We start from the raw sequence: 21,679 nt of genomic DNA on the forward strand, positions 1-21,679 counted from the left end.
ATGACGGGACTTCAACGAAGGAGCATGTCCCGATGAGCTGGCAAAGCGCGCTCGCTTGCTGGTATTTGCGCAGGCAGTTCCGGCCCGAAACCCTCAAGCCGTCTATCAACGTCGAGCGGGCGCGCGCGCTGACCTCGAAGCGGGTGTGGTCGCCACGCGTGCCGCGCGGCTGGCATCTTCGCGAAACGTATGGCGCGGGCGAGGCGCCGCTCGTCGGCGAATGGCTGGAACGCGTGGACGGCGGCACGGCCGGCGGCGCGGAGCCGACGGTGCTGTATTGCCACGGCGGAGGCTACTACTTCTGCTCGCCGCGCACGCATCGGTCGCTAACGTTCGCTCTCGCTACCCGCGCAGACGCGCGGCTCTTCTCCCTCGACTACCGCCTCGCGCCCGAGCATCGCTTTCCGGCCGCGCTTGAGGACGCCACCGCCGCCTATCGACAGCTGCTCGCGATGGGCATCGCACCGAGCTCGATCGTGGTCGCCGGCGACTCGGCCGGCGGCGGCCTCGCGCTCGCCACGCTGGTCGCGCTGCGCGACGCCGGCGCACCGATGCCCGCTGGCGGCCTGCTGTTCTCGCCGTGGACCGATCTGGCGACGACCGGCGCGAGCCTGCGCACCAACGACAGCGTCGATCCGATGTTCTGTGGCGCCTCGATCGAGCGCGCGGCCAAGGTCTATCTCGGCGACGCGCCGGCCACGCATCCGTACGCGTCGCCGGTCTACGCGGACCTGCGCGGTCTGCCGCCGCTGTTCTTGCAGGCGGGCAGCACCGAGGTGCTGCTCGACGACGCGCGCCGCGTCGCCGACCATGCGCACGCGGCAGGAGTCGATTGCGAATGCGAGGTGTGGAAAAACCTGCCGCACGTGTGGCCGATGTTCGCGCCGTTCATGCCGGAGGCGAACCGCGCGCTCGATCGCGCGGCCGCGTTCGTGCGACGCGCGACGAGCCGCGCCGCGAACAGGGCTCAGGCGTCGAGCGTGACGTCGAGCGTCCGATAGACGGCTTCGATCGTTTGCTCGCCGTATTGCCGCTCGAGCCGCCGCACGGTGAAGTGCCCGTGCGCGACCTGCTGGAAGTGATCGATAAACACGGTGTTGACCATCGCGCCGAGCACCGCGCCGATCGCGGGAATCGATTTGGCAGCGATCTGTTCGCTGACCTGCACCGAAAAGCGCGCGGCGATCGCGTTGAGCAGTCGCAGCAGCGCCGCCGAGCCGTGGGTCGTGAAGCCCTTGCTGGCCACCTCGGACGACGCCTTCGACACCGCCTGCGCTAGCGCGCCGCGCATGAAGAAGTAGCCGAGGTCGGCGTCGTCGTCCTCGCTCGATGTACCGCCCATGCCGAGCACGGTCAGGCATTGCAGCTGCGTGTCGACCGAGGTCAGGTCCTCGCCCTCGCTGCGCGCGATGTCGCAGATCGAGCGGAACATTAGCGTAGTCGTGACCGGCAGCTCGACTGGCAGCGCGATCAATCCAAACGCCCCGCCGGCCGCGCCGGTGGTCGCGACCGCGAACTTGTGCAGCAGGTTGTTCGGCTTGTCGGGCGCGAGAAGCTTAGCGTCGTCGCGCCGGCCGAGCGTGCGTAGCGCGATCGACAGACATTTGCGCAACGCGGCCTGCGTCGCATCGGACACTTTTTCGTTGGCGAACGCCGGGATGCGCGATAGCAGCTTCTCGATCGGCGCGCCGACGACGCTCGCGAGCTTCATCGTGAGCGCGGGGCTTTCGAGCTGGTGTTTCGCGCGCCGCAGCGCGGCGAGGTCCTGCTCCGATAAGGATGGTGTTGCGAGCGAACTCGGCTGCATGGGCCTCCCTGGCATGTCGTGTCTTGCGTACTTGAAGTCAGTCTACCGCGTTGCAAGACGCGTTCCGTCCCGCCTGGAGCGTCGCACCATGGTATGATCCCCAATCTTTTGACACGTCAACTTTTGCTCCATCAAAAATGGCTGTCCATACCGCCGCTCACCATTCGAGTGGGCAAGTCTTACCGTTCCGCGAATCCCTGCTGGCCATGCTCGGCATCTCGTTCGTCACGATGCTGGTCGCGCTCGACCAGACCGTGGTCGGCACCGCGCTGCCCACCATCGTGTCCGAACTCCGAGGCTTCGAGTTGTACGCATGGGTCGCAACCTCGTATCTGCTGACCTCGGTGATCACCGTACCGATTTTCGGGCGGCTTGGTGATTATTACGGGCGCAAGCCGTTCGTGATTGCGTCGATCGTCGTGTTCACCGGCGCCTCGGTGCTGTGCGGCGCGGCCAACAGCATGCTGTTTCTCGTGCTCGCGCGCGGGTTGCAGGGCATTGGCGGCGGCATGCTCGTCGGCACCGCGTTCGCATGCATTCCCGATCTGTTCCCCGATTCCGTCGTGCGGCTGCGCTGGCAGGTGCTGATGAGCTCGGCGTTCGGCATCGCCAATGCGGTCGGCCCGTCGCTCGGCGGTTTTCTCACGCAGTACTACGGCTGGCGCTCGGTGTTCTATGTGAATTTGCCGGTCGGGCTGCTGTCGCTGTTTTTCGTCTGGCGTTTCCTGCCGCATCTGCGGCACGTCGAACATACCGGCAAAATGCGGCTCGACTGGCCCGGCGCGCTGCTGATCGCGATCGCGCTCGGCTCACTGCAGCTGTTCGTCGAATTGCTGCCGAAGCATGGCATCACGCTGAGCGCGTTCGCGCTGCTCGGGCTCGCCGTCGCGTCGGCCGTCACGCTGTGGAAATGGGAAAAGCGCTGCCCGACCGCGATCCTGCCCGTCGACATGTTCCGCAACCGCAGTCTGGCCGCGCTGTTCACGCTGGCCGTGCTCGGCGGCTTCACGATGTTCTCGCTGCTGTTCTACGCACCGCTGCTGTTCCAGGGCGGCTTCGGCATGTCGCCGAAAGAGGCGGGCCTCGTGATCACGCCGCTCGTCGTGTTCATCACGATCGGCAGTATCGCGAACGGGCGCGTCGTGTCGCGGGTGAAGAATCCGAACCTGATGCTGTACATCGGCTTTGCGATGGTCGCGCTGTCATGCCTTGGCATCGTCGTCGCGACCCGTTCGATGCAGCAATGGGTGCTGATGTCGTTCATGGTCGTCGGCGGCCTCGGGCTCGGCTTCGTGATGCCGAACCTGACGATCTTCGCGCAGCAGACCGCGGGCCGCGAACACCTCGGCATCGCGACCGCGTTGCTGCAGTCGCTGCGGATGATCGGTGGCATGATCGGCACGGCGCTGACCGGCACGCTTGTGACCCACATGTACAAGAGCGGTGTGCGCAATGCGCTCGAAGGCGCGGGCGCGTCGCACTGGTTCGCCGATCTCGGCGATCCGCAGATCCTGATCAACCGCGATGCGCAGACCACGCTCGTCGACCAGTTGACCCACGCTGGCCACAACGGCGCGATGTTGCTCGAAAGTGCGCGCGAGGCGCTGGTCGGGGCGATTCATCTGGGTCTCGCGATGGCCGCGGTGATCGCCGTCGTGTCGGTGTGGCAAACCCGCCGCGTGCCGCCGATCAAGCTGCAGCGCAAGCTCGAGCCGGTGATTCACGCAGACTGATTTTTGAACTTGGTGTTGGACAGGCAGATTATGGAAGAACAGGACCGCGTCGCCGTCATGCAGCAATTTGGTCGCACGTATCGGGCGTTCATGTCGGCATTCGAGGCCAAGGTGGGGCATCCGTTGCCACGCTGGCGCATTCTGCTCGCGCTGCGCGAGCAGGCCGGCGAGTCGTCGCAGAAGCGGCTCGTCGAGCGGTTGCGCGTCGATCCTGGCGCGCTCACGCGACAGCTGAAGGCGCTCGAAGGGTTGGGCTGGATCGCGCGCAGCATGGATACGCGCGATAACCGCGTGACCAACGTGCGTCTGACCGAAGCGGGCCACGCAGCGACCGAAGCGAGCCTGCCGCGTCGCAACGCGTTCTTGCACGACACGATGGCCGGGTTGCCGGATGAGGCGCTCGCGGCGTTGTCGAGCGCGCTGAAAATGTTGGAGACGCGCATCGGCGAGGTGACGGCCAACGCCGGCGCCGCGACCGTGGCCGCCGCGCCGCAGGAGACCGCTGGCGACGAGGCGGCGCAGCGCATGTGATTTCTAGTCCGCGCGTGGCGATAAAAAAGGCTGTGAGCCCGGGGGCGCACGGCCTTTTTCTTTAGCGGAACAGATCGCGCTTCAGTCAGCGCGGCGTGGTCCGATCAGAAGAACGTCTCGATCACTTCCTTCACGCGATACTGCGGATCGACGACCAGCACCTGCTTCCACTTGTCGAACGTCAGGCACGGATGCGAGATGTCGAACGCGATCATGTCGCCCACTTTCAGATCGGCGCCGGCGGGAATCCGCAGATACGCGTGCTGGTCCATCAGGCCGAAGATTTCCCAGCCCTCGCTCGCGGCGATGTCGCGCGGCGCTTGCTGGCCCGGGCGATAGTGGCGCGCCGGCTCCGGCATGCCTGCGTCGAACGCGGAGTCGCGTTTGCCGAGGCCGATGATCGCGCGATCCGGCTCGGGAATGGACTGCACGTACGCCCACAATTGCAGCGCCGGCAGCAACCCTTCGCCCATTTTCTTCGCGACAGGATTGCGCTTGAAAATGTCGGTCTGCGCCTTGCGATAGATGCCGACGTCATGCGTCAGATAGCAGCCGGGACGCAGCACGACCTCGACCTTGCCGGATTGCGTCGCCTGCGCGAACTCTTCGGCGACCACGTCGTACCACGCCGATCCCGCGCCCGATAGCACCGCCGGCGAGCGCGCGAAACGCCCCTGCTCGACAAGTTCGCGAGTGACCGCAACCGCGCCTTGCAGGAACGCGCGCACTTCGGGTTCTTCCTTCAGCACGCCTTCGTACAGTTCGACCCCCGCGAGCTTCAGCACGTCCGGATAGCGCGCGATCGCGTCGAGCACCGCGTTGCGCTGCGCTTCGTCGCGCACGCCGGTGCGTCCACCCGGCACGCCGAGTTCGAGCAGCACCTGCAGCGGCTTCTTCACCGAGGTGAAGAATTCGCCGAGTTGCTCGACGCCTTCAGCCGAATCGACGAGGCAGAAGAATTCGAAATCCGGATCGCTGAGCAATTCGGCGATCATCATCATGTTGTGACGGCCGACCAGCTGATTCGCCATCAGGATGCGCGAGACGCCGCCGTGGTACGCCGCGCGCACCTGATGAGCGGTGGCGAGCGTGATGCCCCACGCACCGGTTTCGAGCTGACGGCGAAATAGTTGTGGCGCCATCGTGGTCTTGCCGTGAGGCGCGAGCTTGACGCCGTATTCGGCAACGAACGCCTGCATCCACTTCAGGTTGTGCTCGACGCGATCGGCGTACAGCACGGCGGCCGGGAGGCTGACGTCCTCGGCGAGCAGGTTCCACTCGAGGCGCGCGGCGTCCGTCAGCTGGATGCTCGTGCCCGGAACCATGCCCAAGCCCTTGCTATAAGGATCAATCGTCGCGCCCTGATAGTTTGTAACTTTCATGTCTCCGTGCTCCATCGTCCGGGTAAATTGAGTCAGATTTGACTTTACCATGTTATCGAAAGTACGATGTCTGAACGAATGTTATTTAGTACCATGGGTTTCGAAGGCCGCCGGAAAGGGCTGCGAAAGCCATGCCGCGAACCCCACCGCCTGCCATGAACCGTAGCGCCGAACCGCTCGCTTTCGACATCGTCGCGCGCATTGCCGAGTGCGCGCCGGAGTTGCGCTCGGCCGAACGCAAGGTCGCCGCGCTGATCCTCGACGATCTGACCGGCGCGTCGCGCGCGAGCATCGGCGCGCTGGCACAGCAGGCCGAGGTCAGCATCGCGACCGTTACGCGCTTCGCGAAGGCGGTCGGCTGCCGCGACGTGCGCGAACTCAAGCTGCGGCTCGCGCAGGCGGCCGCGGTCGGTCAACGGTTTCTCGAGCGCGACACCGCAAGCGACGCACCCGAGCCGATCGCCACGCGCGTCTTCGACGAGCTGCAAACGGCGCTCGCGCACAATCATCAACTGCTGCGCCAGGCGCCGCTCGCCGAAGCGGCGGCCGCGCTGCGCGATGCGCGCATGATCTACGTGTTCGGCATGGGCGGCGGCTCGACCGCGCTCGCTGACGAAATGCGTTTCAGGCTCGTGCGCCTCGGCCGCCCGGTCGCGACCTATCAGGACGGGCTGTTGCAGCGCATGGTGGCGAGCACGGTGTCGCGCGAGTGCGTCGTGATCGCGCTGTCCACCACGGGGCGCGTGCCCGAGATGGTCGAGAACTGCAAGATCGCGCGCAGCTACGGTGCGACGGTGGTCGCGCTGACGGCGCCCGCGTCGCCGCTGGCGAAGCTCGCCAACTGGCTGATCCCGATCGTCGCGTTCGAAACCGATTTCATTTACAAGCCGTCGTCGTCCCGTTACGCGATGATGATGGCGCTCGATGTGCTCGTCACCGAACTTGCCGTCAGTCAAGGCGACGAAAGCCGCGAATTGCTGCGCCGCATGAAGCACGCGCTCGACGCGCACCGCGGCGGCGGCAATCGACAACCGTTAGGAGACTGATCCATGCATTCGCATCCCGAAGCCGCCGACACGCTGATCGTCGGCGCGCAACTGTACGACGGCACGGGCGCGCCGCCCGTCGAGCGCGACGTGGCGATCCGCGACGGGCGCATCGCCGCGATCGGCAATCTGTCGAACTGGCTCGCCGAAGAGGTGATCGAGGCCGAGGGGCGCGCGCTCGCGCCGGGCTTTATCGACGTACACACGCACGACGACACGCATGTGATCCGCTCGCCGCAGATGCTGCCGAAGATCACCCAGGGCGTGACGACGGTGATCGTCGGCAATTGCGGCATCAGCGCGTCGCCGGTATCGCTGAAGGGCGATCCGCCCGATCCGATGAACCTGCTCGGCGAGCGCGACGCGTTCCAGTACCCGACCTTCGCCGACTATGTGAACGCGGTGAACGCCGCGCGGCCGGCGGTGAACGTCGGCGCGCTGATCGGCCACACGGCGTTGCGCAACAACCAGATGGACCGGCTCGATCGCGCCGCGACTGCCGAGGAAATCGAGCGCATGTGCGCGCAGCTCGAGGAAGCGCTCGCGCACGGCGCGCTCGGCCTCAGCTCGGGGCTCGCATACGGTTCGGCGTTCGCCGCGCCGACCGAGGAAGTGATGGCGCTCGCCGAGCCGCTCGCGGCCGCGGGCGCGCTGTACACGACCCATATGCGCACCGAGTTCGACGCGATTCTCGACGCGATGGACGAGGCCTACCGCGTCGGTCGTCATGCGCGTGTGCCGGTCGTGATCTCGCATTTGAAGTGCGCAGGGCCGTCGAACTGGGGGCGCAGCGTCGAAGTGCTGAAGTCGCTCGAGGGCGCGCGCGGCGGGCAGCCGGTCGGTTGCGACTGCTATCCGTACAACCGCAGCTCGTCGACGCTCGATCTGAAGCAGGTGACAGGCGACATCGACATCACGATCACGTGGTCCGAGCCGCATCCGGAAATGGCGGGCAAGCTGATCAAGGAAGTCGCGGCCGAATGGGGCGTCTCGCAGCAGGAGGCGGGCAAGCGCCTGCAGCCGGCCGGCGCGGTCTATCACAACATGTCCGAAGACGACGTGCGGCGCATCCTGTCGCATCCGGCGACGATGGTCGGCTCCGACGGCCTGCCGAACGATCCGCTGCCGCATCCGCGGCTGTGGGGCGCGTTTCCGCGCGTGCTCGGTCACTATGCGCGCGATGCCGCTTTGCTGCCGCTCGAGGAAGCGGTGCGCAAGATGACGAGCCTGTCCGCGCGCCGCTTCGGACTCGCGCAACGCGGCGAAGTGCATATCGGCTATCACGCCGACCTCGTGCTGTTCGATCCGGCGAAAGTGCATGACGTGGCGACGTTCGACAAGCCCCAGCAGCCCGCTGCCGGCATCGACGCGGTGTGGGTCAACGGCGTGCTGTCGTATCGCGATGGCGCGGTGACGGGCGAGCGGGCTGGCCGGTTCGTCACGCGCGGCGCGCCGTCGAAGGGCGATGCGCAGGGCGCGTTCTGATTTTTTCTCGATTGATGGCGGCACGCGCGGCGAGGGCGCCGCGCGTGCCCGACTTTTTAAGGAGTGTGACGATGAAGCGATATGGCGTGGAAGGCGGAAAGGGAACGGGCGGTCAGGTGATGCCGTTCGCGCGCGCGGTCGAGGCGGACGGCTGGCTGTTCGTGTCGGGCCAGACGCCGATGGAAAACGGCGAAGTGATCAACGGCGGCATCGTCGAGCAATCGCACAAGGCGATCCAGAACGTGTTCGCGATCCTGAAGGAAGCGGGCTATGGCGCCGAGCACGTCGTGCGTTGCGGCGTGTGGCTCGACGATCCGCGCGACTTCGCGTCGTTCAACAAGGTGTTTCGCGAGTATTTTGGCGAGAATCCGCCGGCGCGCGCGTGCGTGGTGTCGTCGATGGTGATCGACTGCAAGGTCGAGGTGGATTGCGTCGCTTATAAGAAGCCGGCGGCCTGATCGCTTTGATGGCTTTCATGTGACGAGGGCGCCGCAGGTCGTGATGGCCTGCGGCGCCCTCGTCGCGTCTACCGCTGTTTTTTGTGTTGGCGTTACTGCCGCGCGAGCCGCATGTTGTCCGGCATCGGCAGGTTGTAGTTGGTGCGGAACGGGTTGATGTCGAGCCCGCCGCGACGCGTGTAGCGCGCATAGACGGCGAGCTTCAGCGGTTTGCACATCTTCATGATGTCGACGAAGATTCGCTCGACGCATTGCTCATGAAACCCGGTGTGATTGCGGTACGAGATGATGTATCGCAAGAGGCCTGCGTGATCGATCTGCGAGCCTGTGTAGTGGATCTGCACGCTGCCCCAGTCCGGCTGACCGGTCACCGGGCAGTTCGACTTCAGCAGGTTCGAGAACAGCGTTTCCTCGACCGGCGCTTCGTCGCGCGCCGCGCTCAAAAGTGACGCGTCCGGCTGATAGACGCTCGCCTCGAGTTCGAGCCGGTCGAGCGACAGGCCGTCGAATTCTTCCATTTTCAGCTTGCCGAATTCGTGTGGTGTGCTCAGATGTACCGACACGGTCGCGCCGCACGACGCGGACACGTCGCGCCTGATCGTGTCGCGCACGCTCTCGGCCGAGTCGAACGCAGTCTGCGCGAACGAGCCCAGATACAGCTTGAACGATTTCGACTCGACGATGTTCGGCGAGTCGGCCGGCACGAAGAACGTCGCGACGGCGATCTGCGGCTTGCCGCGCGCGTTCAGCCACGACAGCTCGTAGGCGTTCCAGATGTCGGTGCCTAAAAACGGCAGTCGCGCGGTAATGCCGATCGCCTCGCGGGCATGGCTGCGCGCAATCGGAAATAGCAGCGTCGGATCGTATTGTTCGGTGTAAGTCGAGGACTTGCCGAGCGGGGATTGTTCGGGTGTCATGATGCGTTCACGATGCCACTCAGCACGTGCCCGGTCGCGGTTACGACGCGGGCCGATTCGCAGTGGCCGATCTGGTCGTCGAAGAAAAAGTCGGGCTCGAACTCGCGCAGAAATGCGCTTTTGTCGAGGCCGCCGAGGAACATCGCTTCGTCGATTTCGATGTTCCATGCCATCAGGGTGCGGATCGCGCGCTCATGCGCGGGAGCCGAGCGCGCCGTCACCAGCGCCGTGCGAATGCGCATCGGCGCGGCCGCGCCCGCGAGTTTTTGCAGCCGGTGCAGTGCTTCGAGCAGCGGCTTGAGCGGACCGTCCGCGAGCGGCAGATGCTTGTTGTCGATCTCGTGACCGACGAACGCGCGCAGGCCGTCTTGCTGGAAGATGCGTTCCGCTTCGTCGGAAAACAAGACCGCGTCGCCGTCGAACGCAATGCGGATCTCGTCCGGGTATTTGCTCGCCATTTTCGCCGATTCCGGCAACACGCGTGCGGCTGGGAAGCCAGCGGCGAGCGCATCGCGCACGTCGTGCTGGTTCGCCGACAAAAACAGCGAAGCGTTCAGCGGCTTCAGATAACCGAACGGCGCGCGGCCGCGCGTGAACACGCCGCGCTCGATCGCGAGCCCGTTTTCGCGGCAGGAATGAAACGCGCGCAGACCGCTGATCGGATCGCTGCGCGACAGGATCACCACTTCGACGCGATGACCGCCGGCGTTCAGCGCAAGCAGCTTGCGGATCAGCGGAAACGCCACGCCCGGTTTCGCGGGCACGTTCAGACGCTCGCGCTGCAACGCTTCGTAAGCCTTCAGGTCGCCGGCCTCGTAGACACGGTTCTCTTCCTCGAAGTCGAACAGTGCGCGCGACGAGATTGCGACCACCAGTTTGTCGACGAGCGAAAGCGCCATCGTTGCGTTCCGGTTCGAAGAGATCAGGCGAGGAAGAGGCGATAGACCGGATTTTTCGTCTCTTCCCAGCACGGATAGCCAAGCGTTTCGATGAAGCGCTCGAACGCCGCGTGGTCGCTCCCGGGCACCTGAATGCCGACCAGAATCGAGCTGTAGTCCGCGCCCTGGTTGCGGTAGTGGAACAGGCTGATGTTCCAGTTCGGCGCCATCGACGACAGGAATTTCATCAGCGCGCCTGGACGTTCCGGAAACTCGAAGCGAAACAGTCGTTCGTCGCGCGCGAGCGGCGAGCGGCCGCCGACCATGTAGCGGATGTGCTGCTTCGACAGTTCGTCGAAGGTCAGGTCGACGGTGGCGAAGCCGTGCGCTTCGAAGGCGCCGGCGATCTGCGCCGATTCGCTGCGATTGCGGATCTGCACGCCGACGAAAATATGCGCCGAGTTCGCGTCGGCGATCCGGTAGTTGAACTCGGTGACGCTGCGCGTGCCGAGCAGCTCGCAGAAACGCTTGAAGCTGCCGCGCTCTTCGGGGATCGTCACCGCGAAGACCGCTTCGCGCGCTTCGCCCACTTCCGCGCGTTCGGCGACGAAGCGCATGCGGTCGAAGTTCATGTTCGCGCCCGACGTGATCGCGATCAGCGTCTGGTTCTCGATGCCTTCCCGCTCGGCATACTGCTTGGCGCCGGCCACCGCGAGCGAGCCCGCCGGTTCGAGCACGCTGCGCGTGTCCTGGAACACGTCCTTGATCGCGGCGCACAGCGCATCGGTGTTCACGAGCAGCACTTCGTCGAGATATTCGCGGCACAGACGGAAGGTTTCTTCGCCGACGAGCTTCACCGCGGTGCCGTCGGAGAACAGGCCCACTTCGTTCAGCGTCACGCGCTCGCCCGCCTGCAACGACGCGGCCATCGCGCACGAATCGTCGGTCTGCACGCCGATCACCTTGATCTCGGGGCGCACCGATTTCACGTATGCGGCGACACCGGCCGCGAGACCGCCGCCGCCGATCGGCACGAAGATCGCGTGAATCGGGCCCTGGTGCTGGCTGAGGATTTCCATCGCGACGGTGCCCTGGCCGGCGATCACGTACGGATCGTCGAACGGATGCACGAAGGTCAGGCCGCGCTCTTCCTGCAGCTTGACCGCGTGACCATAGGCGTCGCTATACGACTCACCGAACTGCACGATCTCGACGGTCGGCCCGCCGTGCGTGCGGATCGCGTCGACCTTGAGCTGCGGCGTCGTCACCGGCACGACGATGATCGCCTTCACGCCCATGCGTGCCGCCGATAACGCCACGCCCTGCGCATGATTGCCCGCCGACGCGGTGATCACGCCGCGACTGAGCGCCTCGGCCGGAATATGCGCCATCTTGTTGTATGCGCCGCGCAGCTTGAACGAGAACACCGGCTGGTTGTCCTCGCGCTTCAGATAGACCGGGTTGCGCAGCCGCGCCGACAGGTTCGGCGCGCGTTCGAGTTCGGTCTCGCGCGCCACGTCGTAGACGCGCGCGGTCAGGGTCTTTTTCAGGTAGTCGTGGGAAGCCATGCGGGTGGCGCGGTGCGCTGTGTAAGACGGGAAAACGTCAATGATAGCGCCAACGGTGCCCGCTCTGGCCGTTCCGCGCGCTCCGCGGACGGGTGCCGTGCACTTAACCGGGCCGTATCGGAATCGCGCGATCGAAGCTCGCCCCACCGTCCGGCCGGTCAATGGACGGTATGCGAAAACGCCGCCGGATCCATCGCCAAAACCTCCGAACCCCCGTCGCCGCCCGATTCCCACCGTCAACGCGTGGCGGAATGATGCGGTAGAATTTCGTTTTGGAATAAGGATCGGAAGATGCACTGGCAGCCTCGGATCGCCCATTTAATGCCCGTCCCGCGCGAATCCTGCCCCGCGGCGGAACGGCATGTCCGCCACGCGCGATCGTGTAGCTGTCTCTGAGTGCCGCGAAGCGACCGCCGTGAGTTGGCCGCCGGTCGTGCTCGCTCCCCTTGAAGCCCTAGAAGATTTCAAGCATTGCGCCCCACGCGCATTGTCCGCCGACGCCTCGTGACGAGTGCGCCAGGCTGACCTACCGAGTCGTCCAACCATGAACGCACCTCAAGTTTTCGATCCGCACGGCGCCGCCGGCGCGGTGGCCGCCGATCCCGAAGCGCGTCTGCGCGAAATTCCCTACAACTACACGTCGTTCTCCGACCGCGAAATCGTCATCCGCCTGCTCGGCAACGACGCCTGGGACGCGCTCGCCGAACTGCGCGCCGAACGCCGCACCGGCCGCTCGGCGCGCATGCTGTACGAAGTGCTCGGCGATATCTGGGTCGTGCGCCGCAATCCGTATCTGCAGGACGACCTGCTCGACAACCCGAAGCGCCGCGCGCTGTTGATCGAGGCGCTCAATCACCGTCTCGCCGAAATCGAGAAGCGCCGCCGTGCCGATCTGCGCGAACACGGCGACGAAGCCGGCGTCGAGCGCGCCGCGCGCGTCGAAAAGCTGGTGCAGGCCGCGCGCCGCGCGATCGACCAATTCGCCAGCGAATTCCAGCAGACCTACGACCTGCGCCGCCGTTCTACGCGCGTGCTCGGCAAGGTCACGCAGAAAGACAACATCAAGTTCGATGGCCTGTCGCGCGTCTCGCACGTGACCGACGCGACCGACTGGCGCGTCGAATACCCGTTCGTCGTGCTGACGCCGGACTCCGAGGCCGAAATCGCCGGCATGATCAAGGCCTGCTTCGAACTCGGACTGACGGTGATTCCGCGCGGCGGCGGCACCGGCTACACGGGCGGCGCGGTGCCGCTCACGCCGTTCTCGGCCGTCATCAACACCGAAAAGCTCGAACAGCTCGGCCCGGTCGAAATGACCCAGCTGCCGGGCGTCGATCGCAAGGTCGCGACGATTTTCTCGGGCGCGGGCGTCGTCACGCGCCGCGTGACCGAAGCGGCCGAGCAGGCCGGCTTCGTGTTCGCGGTCGACCCGACCTCGCTCGACGCGTCCTGCGTCGGCGGCAACGTCGCGATGAACGCGGGTGGCAAGAAGGCAGTGCTGTGGGGCACGGCGCTCGACAACCTCGCGTGGTGGCGCATGGTCGACCCGGAAGGGAACTGGCTCGAAGTCACGCGTCTCGAGCACAACATGGGCAAGATCCACGACATCGAAGTCGCGCGTTTCGAGCTCAAATGGTTCGACGGCAACTACGCGCCGGGCGAGAAGCTGCTGCGCACCGAAGCGCTGGACATCAAGGGCCGCGTGTTCCGCAAGGAAGGCCTCGGCAAGGACGTCACCGACAAATTCCTCGCCGGTCTGCCGGGCGTGCAGAAGGAGGGCTGCGACGGCCTCATCACGTCCGCGCGCTGGGTGCTGCACAAGATGCCTGCGCATACGCGCACCGTCTGTCTCGAGTTCTTCGGCCAGGCGCGCGAGGCGATTCCGAGCATCGTCGAAATCAAGGACTACCTGTTCGAGACGTCGCGCCAGGGCGGCGCGATTCTCGCGGGTCTCGAGCATCTTGACGAGCGCTATCTGCGCGCGGTCGGCTACGCGACCAAGAGCAAACGCAACGCGTTTCCGAAGATGGTGCTGATCGGCGATATCGTCGGTAACGACGCGGACGCTGTCGCGCAGGCCACCTCGGAAGTCGTGCGCATGGCCAACGGCAAGAGCGGCGAAGGTTTCGTCGCCGTCAGCGCCGAGGCCCGCAAGCGCTTCTGGCTGGACCGCAGCCGTACGGCCGCGATCGCAAAGCACACCAACGCGTTCAAGATCAACGAAGACGTCGTGATTCCGCTCGACCGCATGGGCGAGTACACGGACGGCATCGAGCGCATCAACATCGAGCTGTCGCTGAAGAACAAGCTGCAACTGGTCGACGCGCTCGAAGCGTTCTTCAAGGGCGGCAAGCTGCCGCTCGGCAAGAGCGACGACGCGAACGAAATCCCGAGCGCCGAGCTGCTCGAAGACCGCGTGCAGCAGGCGCTCGATCTACTCGCGCGTGTGCGCACGCGCTGGGAATTCGTTCGCGGCAAGCTCGACCTGTCTCTGCGCGAGGCGCAGCACTACCTGGTCGGCCTCGGCTACGAGTCGCTCGCCGAAAAGTTCGCTGATCGCGTCGACGCGCAACCTGACGCAACCGTATTCCACCTCGCTCAGGACCGCACGATTCGCGTGTCGTGGAAGCAGGAAATCCGCGCCGAATTGCGGCAGATTTTCAACGGCGGCGAGTTCGAGCCGATTCTCGACGAAGCCCAGGCGATCCACAAGCAGGTGCTGCGCGGCCGTGTGTTCGTCGCGCTGCACATGCACGCGGGCGACGGCAACGTCCACACGAACCTGCCGGTCAACTCCGATAACTACGAGATGCTGCAGGACGCGCACACGGCGGTCGCGCGCATCATGAAGCTCGCGCGTTCGCTCGACGGTGTGATCTCCGGCGAGCACGGCATCGGTATCACGAAGCTCGAATTCCTGACCGACGACGAGATCGGCGAATTCCGCAAGTACAAGCAGCGCGTCGATCCGCATGGCCGCTTCAACGCGGGCAAGCTGCTCGAAGGCGCGGACCTGCGCAACGCTTACACGCCGAGCTTCGGCCTGATGGGCTACGAATCGCTGATCATGCAGCAGTCCGATATCGGCGCGATTTCCGAGTCGATCAAGGACTGTCTGCGCTGCGGCAAGTGCAAGCCGGTCTGCGCGACCCACGTGCCGCGCGCGAACCTGCTGTACAGCCCGCGCAACAAGATTCTCGCGACGTCCTTGCTGGTCGAGGCATTCCTGTACGAAGAGCAGACGCGCCGCGGCGTGTCGATCAAGCACTGGGACGAGTTCAACGACGTCGCCGATCACTGCACTGTCTGCCATAAGTGCGTGACGCCGTGCCCGGTGAAGATCGACTTCGGCGACGTGACGATGAACATGCGCAACCTGTTGCGCAAGATGGGCAAGAAGAAGTTCAACCCGGGCAACGCCGCGGGCATGTTTTTCCTGAACGCGACCAACCCGCAGACCATCAACCTCGCGCGCACCGCGATGATGGGCGTCGGCTACAAGGCGCAGCGCCTCGGCAATGAAGTGCTGAAGAAGTTCGCGAAGAAGCAGACCGCGCATCCGCCCGCCACGGTCGGCAAGCCGGTGATCACGCAGCAGGTGATCCACTTCATGAACAAGAAGATGCCGGGCAACCTGCCGAAGAAGACCGCGCGCGCCTTGCTCGATATCGAGGACAACAAGATCGTCCCGATCATCCGCAATCCGAAGACGACCACCGCCGACACCGAAGCGGTGTTCTACTTCCCGGGCTGCGGCTCCGAGCGGCTGTTCTCGCAGGTTGGTCTCGCGACCCAGGCAATGCTGTGGGAGGCGGGCGTGCAGACCGTGCTGCCGCCGGGTTATCTGTGCTGTGGCTATCCACAGCGCGGCTCGGGCCAGTACGACAAGGCCGAGCAGATCGTCACCGATAACCGCGTGCTGTTCCACCGCGTCGCCAATACGCTGAATTATCTCGACATCAAGACGGTGGTGGTGTCGTGCGGCACGTGTTACGACCAGCTGGCCGGTTATGAATTCGAAAAGATCTTCCCGGGCTGCCGGATCATCGATATCCACGAGTATCTGCTCGAGAAGGGCATCAAGCTCGATGGCGTGAACGGCGTGCGCTACATGTATCACGACCCGTGCCATTCGCCGATCAAGACGATGGACCCGGTCAAGCTCGTCAATCAGCTGATGGGTTCGGAGCAGGACGGCTACAAGATCGAGAAGAACGACCGCTGCTGCGGCGAATCGGGCACGCTCGCGGTCACGCGTCCCGACATCTCGACCCAGGTGCGCTTCCGCAAGGAAGAAGAAATCCGCAAGGGCGCGGCGAAGCTGCGCGGCATCCCTCTCCTCGCCGAAGCGGGCGCGAACGCGATCAATCCGGCCAATGCATCGGCCGGCGCCGCGGGCGCGCCGAACGGTTCGGTGCTGAAGGCCGGCGACGGTCCGCAGCCCAATCACGGAAACGCGGGTTCGACCGACGTCAAGATCCTCACGAGCTGCCCGTCGTGCCTGCAAGGGCTGTCGCGCTACAACGAAGACGCGGGTACCGAGGCGGACTACATCGTGGTCGAGATGGCACGTCACGTGCTCGGCGAAAACTGGATGGCGGACTACGTTCAACGGGCGAACAATGGCGGAATCGAGCGCGTGCTGGTTTAATGGCACGACCAACGATTTTTGCCGAGGACGACGATGGACTGCGTTTTTTGCCGTGAAGACGGCGGCGATGTGCTGTGGCAGGACGACGCGCTGCGAGTCGTCCTCGCCGACGAACACGACTACCCGGGCTTTTGCCGGGTCATCTGGAACGCTCACGTCGCCGAGTTTTCGGATCTTTCTGCCGACGAGCGCGATCACGTGATGAAGGCCGTGTACGCGGTCGAGCGTGCGCAGCGGCGCGTGATGCAGCCCGCGAAGGTCAATCTCGCGAGCCTCGGCAACCAGGTGCCGCACGTGCACTGGCACGTGATTCCGCGTTTCTCGAACGACGCGCATTTCCCCCTGCCGATCTGGGCGCCGCGCCAGCGCACGGTGTCCGAAGCGATGTTGTCGTCGCGCCGCGCGCACGCCACGCTGCTGCGCGAAGCGGTGCGGCAGGAAATTGAACAGGCGCTGGGCTGAGCGTCGCTGAACCCGTCGCCGCGCATCGCCGGACTGCCGTCGGCGTGCGAGGCGGCCGATCCGACGTTATCACCCGCCGTTATCTGATGAGGCCAACATGAGCGGATTGACTCCCGAGACGCCGGTGCCGACAGGCGTGATCTTGCATTCGAAGTCGCGCGTGCTCGAACTGCAGTACGCGAACGGCGAAGCGTATCGACTGCCGTTCGAACTGCTGCGCGTGTATTCGCCGTCGGCGGAAGTGATGGGCCACGGGCCCGGCCAGGAAACCCTGCAGACCGGCAAGCGCGACGTGACGATCACGATGATCGAAGGCGTCGGCAATTACGCGCTGCAGCCGACCTTCTCCGATGGGCACGCCACCGGTATCTACTCGTGGGACCTGCTGTATGACATGGCCGTGCGTCAGGATGAACTCTGGCGCGCGTATCTCGGCAAACTGGCAGCGGCCGGCAGCGACCGCGACACGCCGATGGTGCCCGCCGCGGCTGCGCACGGGCACTGTCACTGATACGATTCGCCCCCGAACGCCGCTCGAGCGGCGCAATATTCAAGAACACGCGAAAGGACGAGCGCGATGAGCAAAACCCACTTCGGCTTTCAATCGGTCGACGAACAGGACAAGGCGCAGAAGGTGGCGGGGGTGTTCCACTCGGTGGCCGCCAACTACGACCTGATGAACGACCTGATGTCGGGCGGATTGCACCGGGCGTGGAAGGTGTTCACGATCGCCCAGGCGAACGTGCGGCCGGGCTACAAGGTGCTCGACATCGCGGGCGGCACGGGCGACCTGTCGAAAGCATTCGCGAAACAGGCGGGCGAAACGGGCGAGGTCTGGCATACCGACATCAATGAATCGATGCTGCGCGTGGGCCGCGACCGGCTGCTCGACAAGGGCATCATCACGCCGGCGCTGCTGTGCGATGCCGAGAAAATCCCGTTTCCGGACAACTACTTCGACGTCGTGACGGTCGCGTTCGGCTTGCGCAACATGACACATAAGGACATCGCGCTTGCCGAGATGCGTCGTGTGCTGAAACCGGCCGGGCGGCTGCTCGTGCTCGAGTTCTCGAAAGTATGGGATCCGCTGAAGAAGGTCTACGATCTGTATTCGTTCAAGGTGTTGCCGTGGCTCGGCGAGCGCTTCGCCAAGGACGCGGAAAGCTACCAGTACCTGGCGGAATCGATCCGCATGCATCCGGACCAGGAAACTTTGAAAACTATGATGGAACAAGCTGGTCTCGATGGCGTCAAATATTACAATTTGTCAGCTGGCGTGGTAGCTTTGCATGTGGGGACCAAATACTAGAGTCCCTAACCCATCGATTTTTAAAGGAAAGTGCGAAATGTCCGATTTGAATTTGTTATCTACTCGTAAGGTTAAGGGGTCGCTGGCGAGAAGAATCGGACTGATCGCGATGGTCGGTCTGCTGATGGCCGGCACGCTTGCCTCTCTCGACGCCGAAGCACGCCGCATGGGCGGAGGCCGCAGCTTCGGCCGTCAATCGAACAGTCTGCAGCAGCAGCGCCAGACGCCGCCGCCGTCCCAGCCGGCGCAGAACAATCAGGCCACGCAGCAGAGCGCGCAGGCGGCGCCTGTGACTAAGCCCACGCCGCCCGCCGCGCCGAACCGCAATCGCTGGCTCGGGCCGATCGCCGGTCTCGCGGCCGGTCTCGGCATCGCCGCATTGCTGTCGCATTTCGGGCTCGGCGAGGCGTTCGCCGGCATGTTCGCGAACGTGATCGTGATCGCGTTGATCGCGATTGTGGTGATCTGGCTCATCCGCCGCTTCACCGGCCGTAAGCGCGATGCGGCGCAGCCTGCTTACGCGGGCACGGCGCCGTCGCTGAACACGAAAGGCACCGACTATATTCAGGAGCCGCGTTACACGGCGCCGCCCACCGGCTCGTATCTCGAACCGCAGGGCAACCCGTTGACCACGCCATCGCTCGGCGCGACGCCGTCGGTGCCGGCCGGTTTCGATTCGGAAGCGTTTCTGCGTAACGCGAAGGTGTACTTCGTGCGCCTGCAGGCCGCGTGGGACGTCGGCAACGTCGAGGACATCCGCGAATTCACGACGCCGGAAATGTTCGCCGAAGTGCGAGTCGATCTCGCGTCGCGCGGCACGCAGCCGACCCAGACCGACGTCGTGCAGTTGAACGCCGAGCTGCTCGGCGTCGAGGAGCGCGCGAACGAATCCTTCGCGAGCGTGCGCTTCTCCGGTTTGATCCGCGAGGAGCCGGGCGCGGCGGCCGAGCCGTTCGTCGAAGTCTGGAATCTGACGAAGGCGAACCGCACTGGCGAAGGCTGGCTGCTTGCCGGCATCCAGCAGGTCGAGCAACACTGACATGTCGAAGCATCGAGTCGCGTTTGCCTCGAAAAGAGCCGGCCACGGCATGGCGATTCCTGACCTCGCGCATGGCTTAGGCCGTTCGGCATAGCAGGCCGCGAAGCGAACGGACGTTACAATGGGAGCCCGCGCAAGCACCTCGCTCGCGCGGGTTTTTTCTTGCCACTTTCGATGACCCTCGCCGCCAAGCCCTTCGCTGCTGCTGTCAATCATCTGCTCGCCCGCGAATCGTGGGCCCGCGAGCGCCTCGCCCCGTACGCGGGCAAGACCGCTCGCCTGTCATGTCCGCCGGTTGTGCTCGCGCTGCTCGTGCAGCCCGACGGCTATCTCGGTACGCTCGACGAAGCCGATGCGCATCAGTTCGACGTGACGATCTCGGTGCCGTCCGACGCACTGCCGGCCTTCCTGCAAGGTGGCCAGGCCGCGGTGATGAAGCACGTGAAGATCGAGGGCGACGCCGAGTTCGCGACCGTGATTGCGAAGCTCGCCGAGCATCTGCGCTGGGAGCCGGAGGAAGATCTCGCGAAGCTGATCGGTGATGGACCCGCGTGGCGCATCACGTCGTTAGTCCGCTCAGTCGGCGAGCATGTGCAGCGCACCGGTCGCAATCTGCTCGACACCGCCGCCGAGTACCTGCTCGACGAAAATCCGCAACTGGTGCGCCGCACCGCGCTCGCGGACTTCAACGTCGAGCTGGCGCGCGCGCGCGATTCGCTCGCGCGCGTCGAAAAGCGCATCGAGCGCATCGAACAGAAGGTCGAAGTCCGCGGCGCGCAAACGCCGGGCGGCGCCGCCACGTCGCGCGGCACGCGCTAGTCACCGGGCCCAGCCATGCGTTTTCTGCGTTTTCTCAAGATATTTTTCACGGTCATCCGCTTCGGCCTCGACGAAATGATGTTGAGCCGCATCAACGACCGGCGCGTGCGTCTGTTGCTGCGCATCACGACGCTTGGCCGCAAGTTCGATGCGCCGCCGGGCGTGCGTCTGCGGCTCGCGCTCGAAAGCCTCGGGCCGATCTTCGTCAAGTTCGGCCAGGTGCTGTCGACCCGTCGCGATCTGCTGCCGGTCGATATCGCCAACGAACTTGCCAAGCTGCAGGACCAGGTGCCGCCGTTCGATTCGGCGGTCGCGATCGCGCTCGTCGAGAAGTCGCTCGGCGCGCCGGTCGACGTGCTGTTCGACGATTTCGAGCGGGTGCCGGTCGCGAGCGCGTCGATCGCACAGGTCCACTTCGCGAAGGTGAAGGCCGGCCAGCATGCGGGGAAGGCGGTCGCGGTGAAGGTGCTGCGCCCCAAGATGCTGCCGGTGATCGATTCCGACCTCGCGCTGTTGCGCGACATCGCCGTGTGGGCCGAGCGTCTGTGGGCCGACGGCAAGCGCCTGAAGCCGCGCGAGGTGGTCGCCGAATTCGACAAATACCTGCACGACGAACTCGACCTGATGCGCGAGGCCGCCAACGGCAGCCAGTTGCGGCGCAACTTCCTGGGGCTCGACCTGCTGCTCGTGCCCGAGATGTACTGGGAGTTCTGCACGCCCACGGTGCTCGTGATGGAGCGCATGGTCGGCGTGCCGATCAGCCAGGTCGATACGTTGCGCGCGGCGGGTGTCGACATCCCGAAGCTCGCGCGCGAGGGCGTCGAAATTTTCTTCACGCAGGTGTTCCGCGACGGCTTTTTCCACGCCGACATGCACCCCGGCAACATCCAGGTGAGCCTCGATCCCGCGCACTTCGGCCGCTATATCGCGCTCGACTTCGGCATCATCGGCGCGCTGTCGGACTTCGACAAAAACTACCTCGCGCAGAACTTCCTCGCGTTCTTCAAGCGCGACTACCATCGCGTCGCGACGTTGCATCTGGAGTCGGGCTGGGTGCCGCCGAGCACCCGTGTCGAGGAGCTCGAAAGCGCGATCCGCGCGGTCTGCGAACCGTATTTCGATCGCGCGCTGAAGGACATTTCTCTCGGCCAGGTGCTGATGCGTCTGTTCTCGACGTCGCGGCGCTTCAACGTCGAGATCCAGCCGCAGCTCGTGTTGCTGCAAAAGACGATGCTGAACGTGGAAGGCCTGGGCCGTTCGCTCGATCCCGAACTGGATCTGTGGAAGACCGCGAAGCCCTATCTCGAGCGCTGGATGAACGAGCAGATCGGCTTGCGCGGCTGGTACGAGCGTCTGAAGATCGAGGCGCCGCAGTGGAGCAAGACGCTGCCGCAGTTGCCGCGCCTCGTCCATAACATGCTGGCCGAGCGCCATCATCAGGTGGGCGGCGCGAACGACGACGTGATCCGCCAGATCCTGCTCGAGCAAAAGCGCACCAACCGTCTGCTGCAAGGCCTGCTGCTGTTCGGCGTGGCGGTCGGCGTCGGCGCGATGCTGGCGCGTGCGTTCCTGGTACTGGCTTATGGAGGTTAGA

The 21,679-nt window shown here is 64.9% G+C and carries 18 protein-coding genes; 13 read left to right on the top strand and 5 right to left on the bottom strand.

Features of this window, described 5'->3' with window-relative positions:
* The first annotated feature begins 32 nt into the window (after positions 1 to 32).
* Positions 33 to 1,001, top strand: coding sequence for an alpha/beta hydrolase (locus HDG33_RS12710; protein WP_184027049.1), 969 nt, complete (start codon positions 33 to 35; stop codon positions 999 to 1,001).
* Here HDG33_RS12710 and HDG33_RS12715 read toward each other — a convergent pair.
* Positions 968 to 1,807, bottom strand: coding sequence for an EcsC family protein (locus HDG33_RS12715; protein ID WP_184027052.1), 840 nt, complete (start codon positions 1,805 to 1,807; stop codon positions 968 to 970). The genes HDG33_RS12710 and HDG33_RS12715 overlap by 34 nt on opposite strands.
* A gap of 137 nt (positions 1,808 to 1,944) precedes the next feature.
* Between HDG33_RS12715 and HDG33_RS12720 the strand changes: the two genes are divergently transcribed.
* Entirely contained in the window at positions 1,945 to 3,540 is a 1,596-nt protein-coding gene (locus HDG33_RS12720) for an MDR family MFS transporter (RefSeq protein ID WP_184027056.1), read from the top strand.
* A gap of 30 nt (positions 3,541 to 3,570) precedes the next feature.
* The gene (locus HDG33_RS12725) at positions 3,571 to 4,071 is read left to right on the top strand and encodes a MarR family winged helix-turn-helix transcriptional regulator (RefSeq protein ID WP_184027071.1); all 501 of its coding nucleotides are present in this window, start codon (positions 3,571 to 3,573) and stop codon (positions 4,069 to 4,071) included.
* Between the two features lie 104 nt (positions 4,072 to 4,175).
* On the opposite strand, the gene HDG33_RS12730 is transcribed toward HDG33_RS12725, so the two are convergent.
* Positions 4,176 to 5,453: an amino acid deaminase gene (locus HDG33_RS12730; RefSeq protein ID WP_090802982.1), complete on the bottom strand. Its 1,278-nt coding sequence runs from the start codon at positions 5,451 to 5,453 to the stop codon at positions 4,176 to 4,178.
* Positions 5,454 to 5,608: 155 nt separating this feature from the next.
* On the opposite strand from HDG33_RS12730, the gene HDG33_RS12735 reads away from it, so the two are divergent.
* The 3 genes from HDG33_RS12735 to HDG33_RS12745 all read left to right on the top strand — a co-directional run bounded on the left by HDG33_RS12735 (position 5,609) and on the right by HDG33_RS12745 (position 8,442).
* Positions 5,609 to 6,499, top strand: coding sequence for a MurR/RpiR family transcriptional regulator (locus HDG33_RS12735; RefSeq protein WP_184027073.1), 891 nt, complete (start codon positions 5,609 to 5,611; stop codon positions 6,497 to 6,499).
* Positions 6,500 to 6,502: 3 nt separating this feature from the next.
* Positions 6,503 to 7,984 (top strand): amidohydrolase family protein, encoded by a 1,482-nt coding sequence (locus HDG33_RS12740; protein WP_184002450.1) that lies wholly within the window; start codon positions 6,503 to 6,505, stop codon positions 7,982 to 7,984.
* Between the two features lie 71 nt (positions 7,985 to 8,055).
* Complete coding sequence (locus HDG33_RS12745; RefSeq protein WP_008923846.1) at positions 8,056 to 8,442, top strand: RidA family protein; 387 nt, start codon at positions 8,056 to 8,058, stop codon at positions 8,440 to 8,442.
* 92 nt (positions 8,443 to 8,534) lie between these two features.
* On the opposite strand, the gene queF is transcribed toward HDG33_RS12745, so the two are convergent.
* The 3 genes from queF to ilvA are packed head-to-tail and all read right to left on the bottom strand — an operon-like array spanning position 8,535 to position 11,847.
* Positions 8,535 to 9,359 carry an NADPH-dependent 7-cyano-7-deazaguanine reductase QueF gene (gene queF, locus HDG33_RS12750; protein ID WP_184027076.1) on the bottom strand — a complete coding sequence of 275 codons (825 nt, stop codon included), beginning with the start codon at positions 9,357 to 9,359 and terminating at the stop codon, positions 8,535 to 8,537.
* On the bottom strand, positions 9,356 to 10,258 hold the full coding sequence (locus HDG33_RS12755) for a 5'-nucleotidase (protein ID WP_184027079.1): 903 nt from the start codon (positions 10,256 to 10,258) through the stop codon (positions 9,356 to 9,358). The genes queF and HDG33_RS12755 overlap by 4 nt, the downstream gene beginning before the upstream one ends.
* Positions 10,259 to 10,281: 23 nt before the next feature.
* Positions 10,282 to 11,847 (bottom strand): threonine ammonia-lyase, biosynthetic, encoded by a 1,566-nt coding sequence (ilvA, locus tag HDG33_RS12760; protein ID WP_409259005.1) that lies wholly within the window; start codon positions 11,845 to 11,847, stop codon positions 10,282 to 10,284.
* Positions 11,848 to 12,349: 502 nt separating this feature from the next.
* Here ilvA and HDG33_RS12765 point away from each other — a divergent pair.
* The 7 genes from HDG33_RS12765 to ubiB all read left to right on the top strand — a co-directional run bounded on the left by HDG33_RS12765 (position 12,350) and on the right by ubiB (position 21,678).
* Positions 12,350 to 16,456, top strand: coding sequence for an FAD/FMN-binding oxidoreductase (locus tag HDG33_RS12765; protein ID WP_184027086.1), 4,107 nt, complete (start codon positions 12,350 to 12,352; stop codon positions 16,454 to 16,456).
* A gap of 33 nt (positions 16,457 to 16,489) precedes the next feature.
* The gene (locus HDG33_RS12770) at positions 16,490 to 16,918 is read left to right on the top strand and encodes an HIT family protein (protein WP_013088371.1); all 429 of its coding nucleotides are present in this window, start codon (positions 16,490 to 16,492) and stop codon (positions 16,916 to 16,918) included.
* Between the two features lie 97 nt (positions 16,919 to 17,015).
* Positions 17,016 to 17,429 (top strand): gamma-butyrobetaine hydroxylase-like domain-containing protein, encoded by a 414-nt coding sequence (locus tag HDG33_RS12775; RefSeq protein ID WP_184027091.1) that lies wholly within the window; start codon positions 17,016 to 17,018, stop codon positions 17,427 to 17,429.
* A 66-nt stretch (positions 17,430 to 17,495) separates the two neighbouring features.
* Positions 17,496 to 18,227, top strand: coding sequence for a bifunctional demethylmenaquinone methyltransferase/2-methoxy-6-polyprenyl-1,4-benzoquinol methylase UbiE (gene ubiE / locus HDG33_RS12780; protein WP_090802995.1), 732 nt, complete (start codon positions 17,496 to 17,498; stop codon positions 18,225 to 18,227).
* A 37-nt stretch (positions 18,228 to 18,264) separates the two neighbouring features.
* Positions 18,265 to 19,266, top strand: a complete 1,002-nt coding sequence (locus tag HDG33_RS12785; RefSeq protein WP_184027109.1) for a Tim44 domain-containing protein — start codon at positions 18,265 to 18,267, stop codon at positions 19,264 to 19,266.
* Between the two features lie 174 nt (positions 19,267 to 19,440).
* A complete protein-coding gene (locus tag HDG33_RS12790) occupies positions 19,441 to 20,085 on the top strand; it encodes an SCP2 domain-containing protein (protein ID WP_184027113.1) in 645 nt (214 codons plus the stop codon).
* A 15-nt stretch (positions 20,086 to 20,100) separates the two neighbouring features.
* Positions 20,101 to 21,678 carry a ubiquinone biosynthesis regulatory protein kinase UbiB gene (ubiB, locus tag HDG33_RS12795; RefSeq protein ID WP_184027127.1) on the top strand — a complete coding sequence of 526 codons (1,578 nt, stop codon included), beginning with the start codon at positions 20,101 to 20,103 and terminating at the stop codon, positions 21,676 to 21,678.
* Position 21,679 lies beyond the last annotated feature (1 nt).

This window comes from Paraburkholderia sp. Cpub6, assembly GCF_014201065.1.
Lineage (GTDB): Bacteria > Pseudomonadota > Gammaproteobacteria > Burkholderiales > Burkholderiaceae > Paraburkholderia > Paraburkholderia tuberum.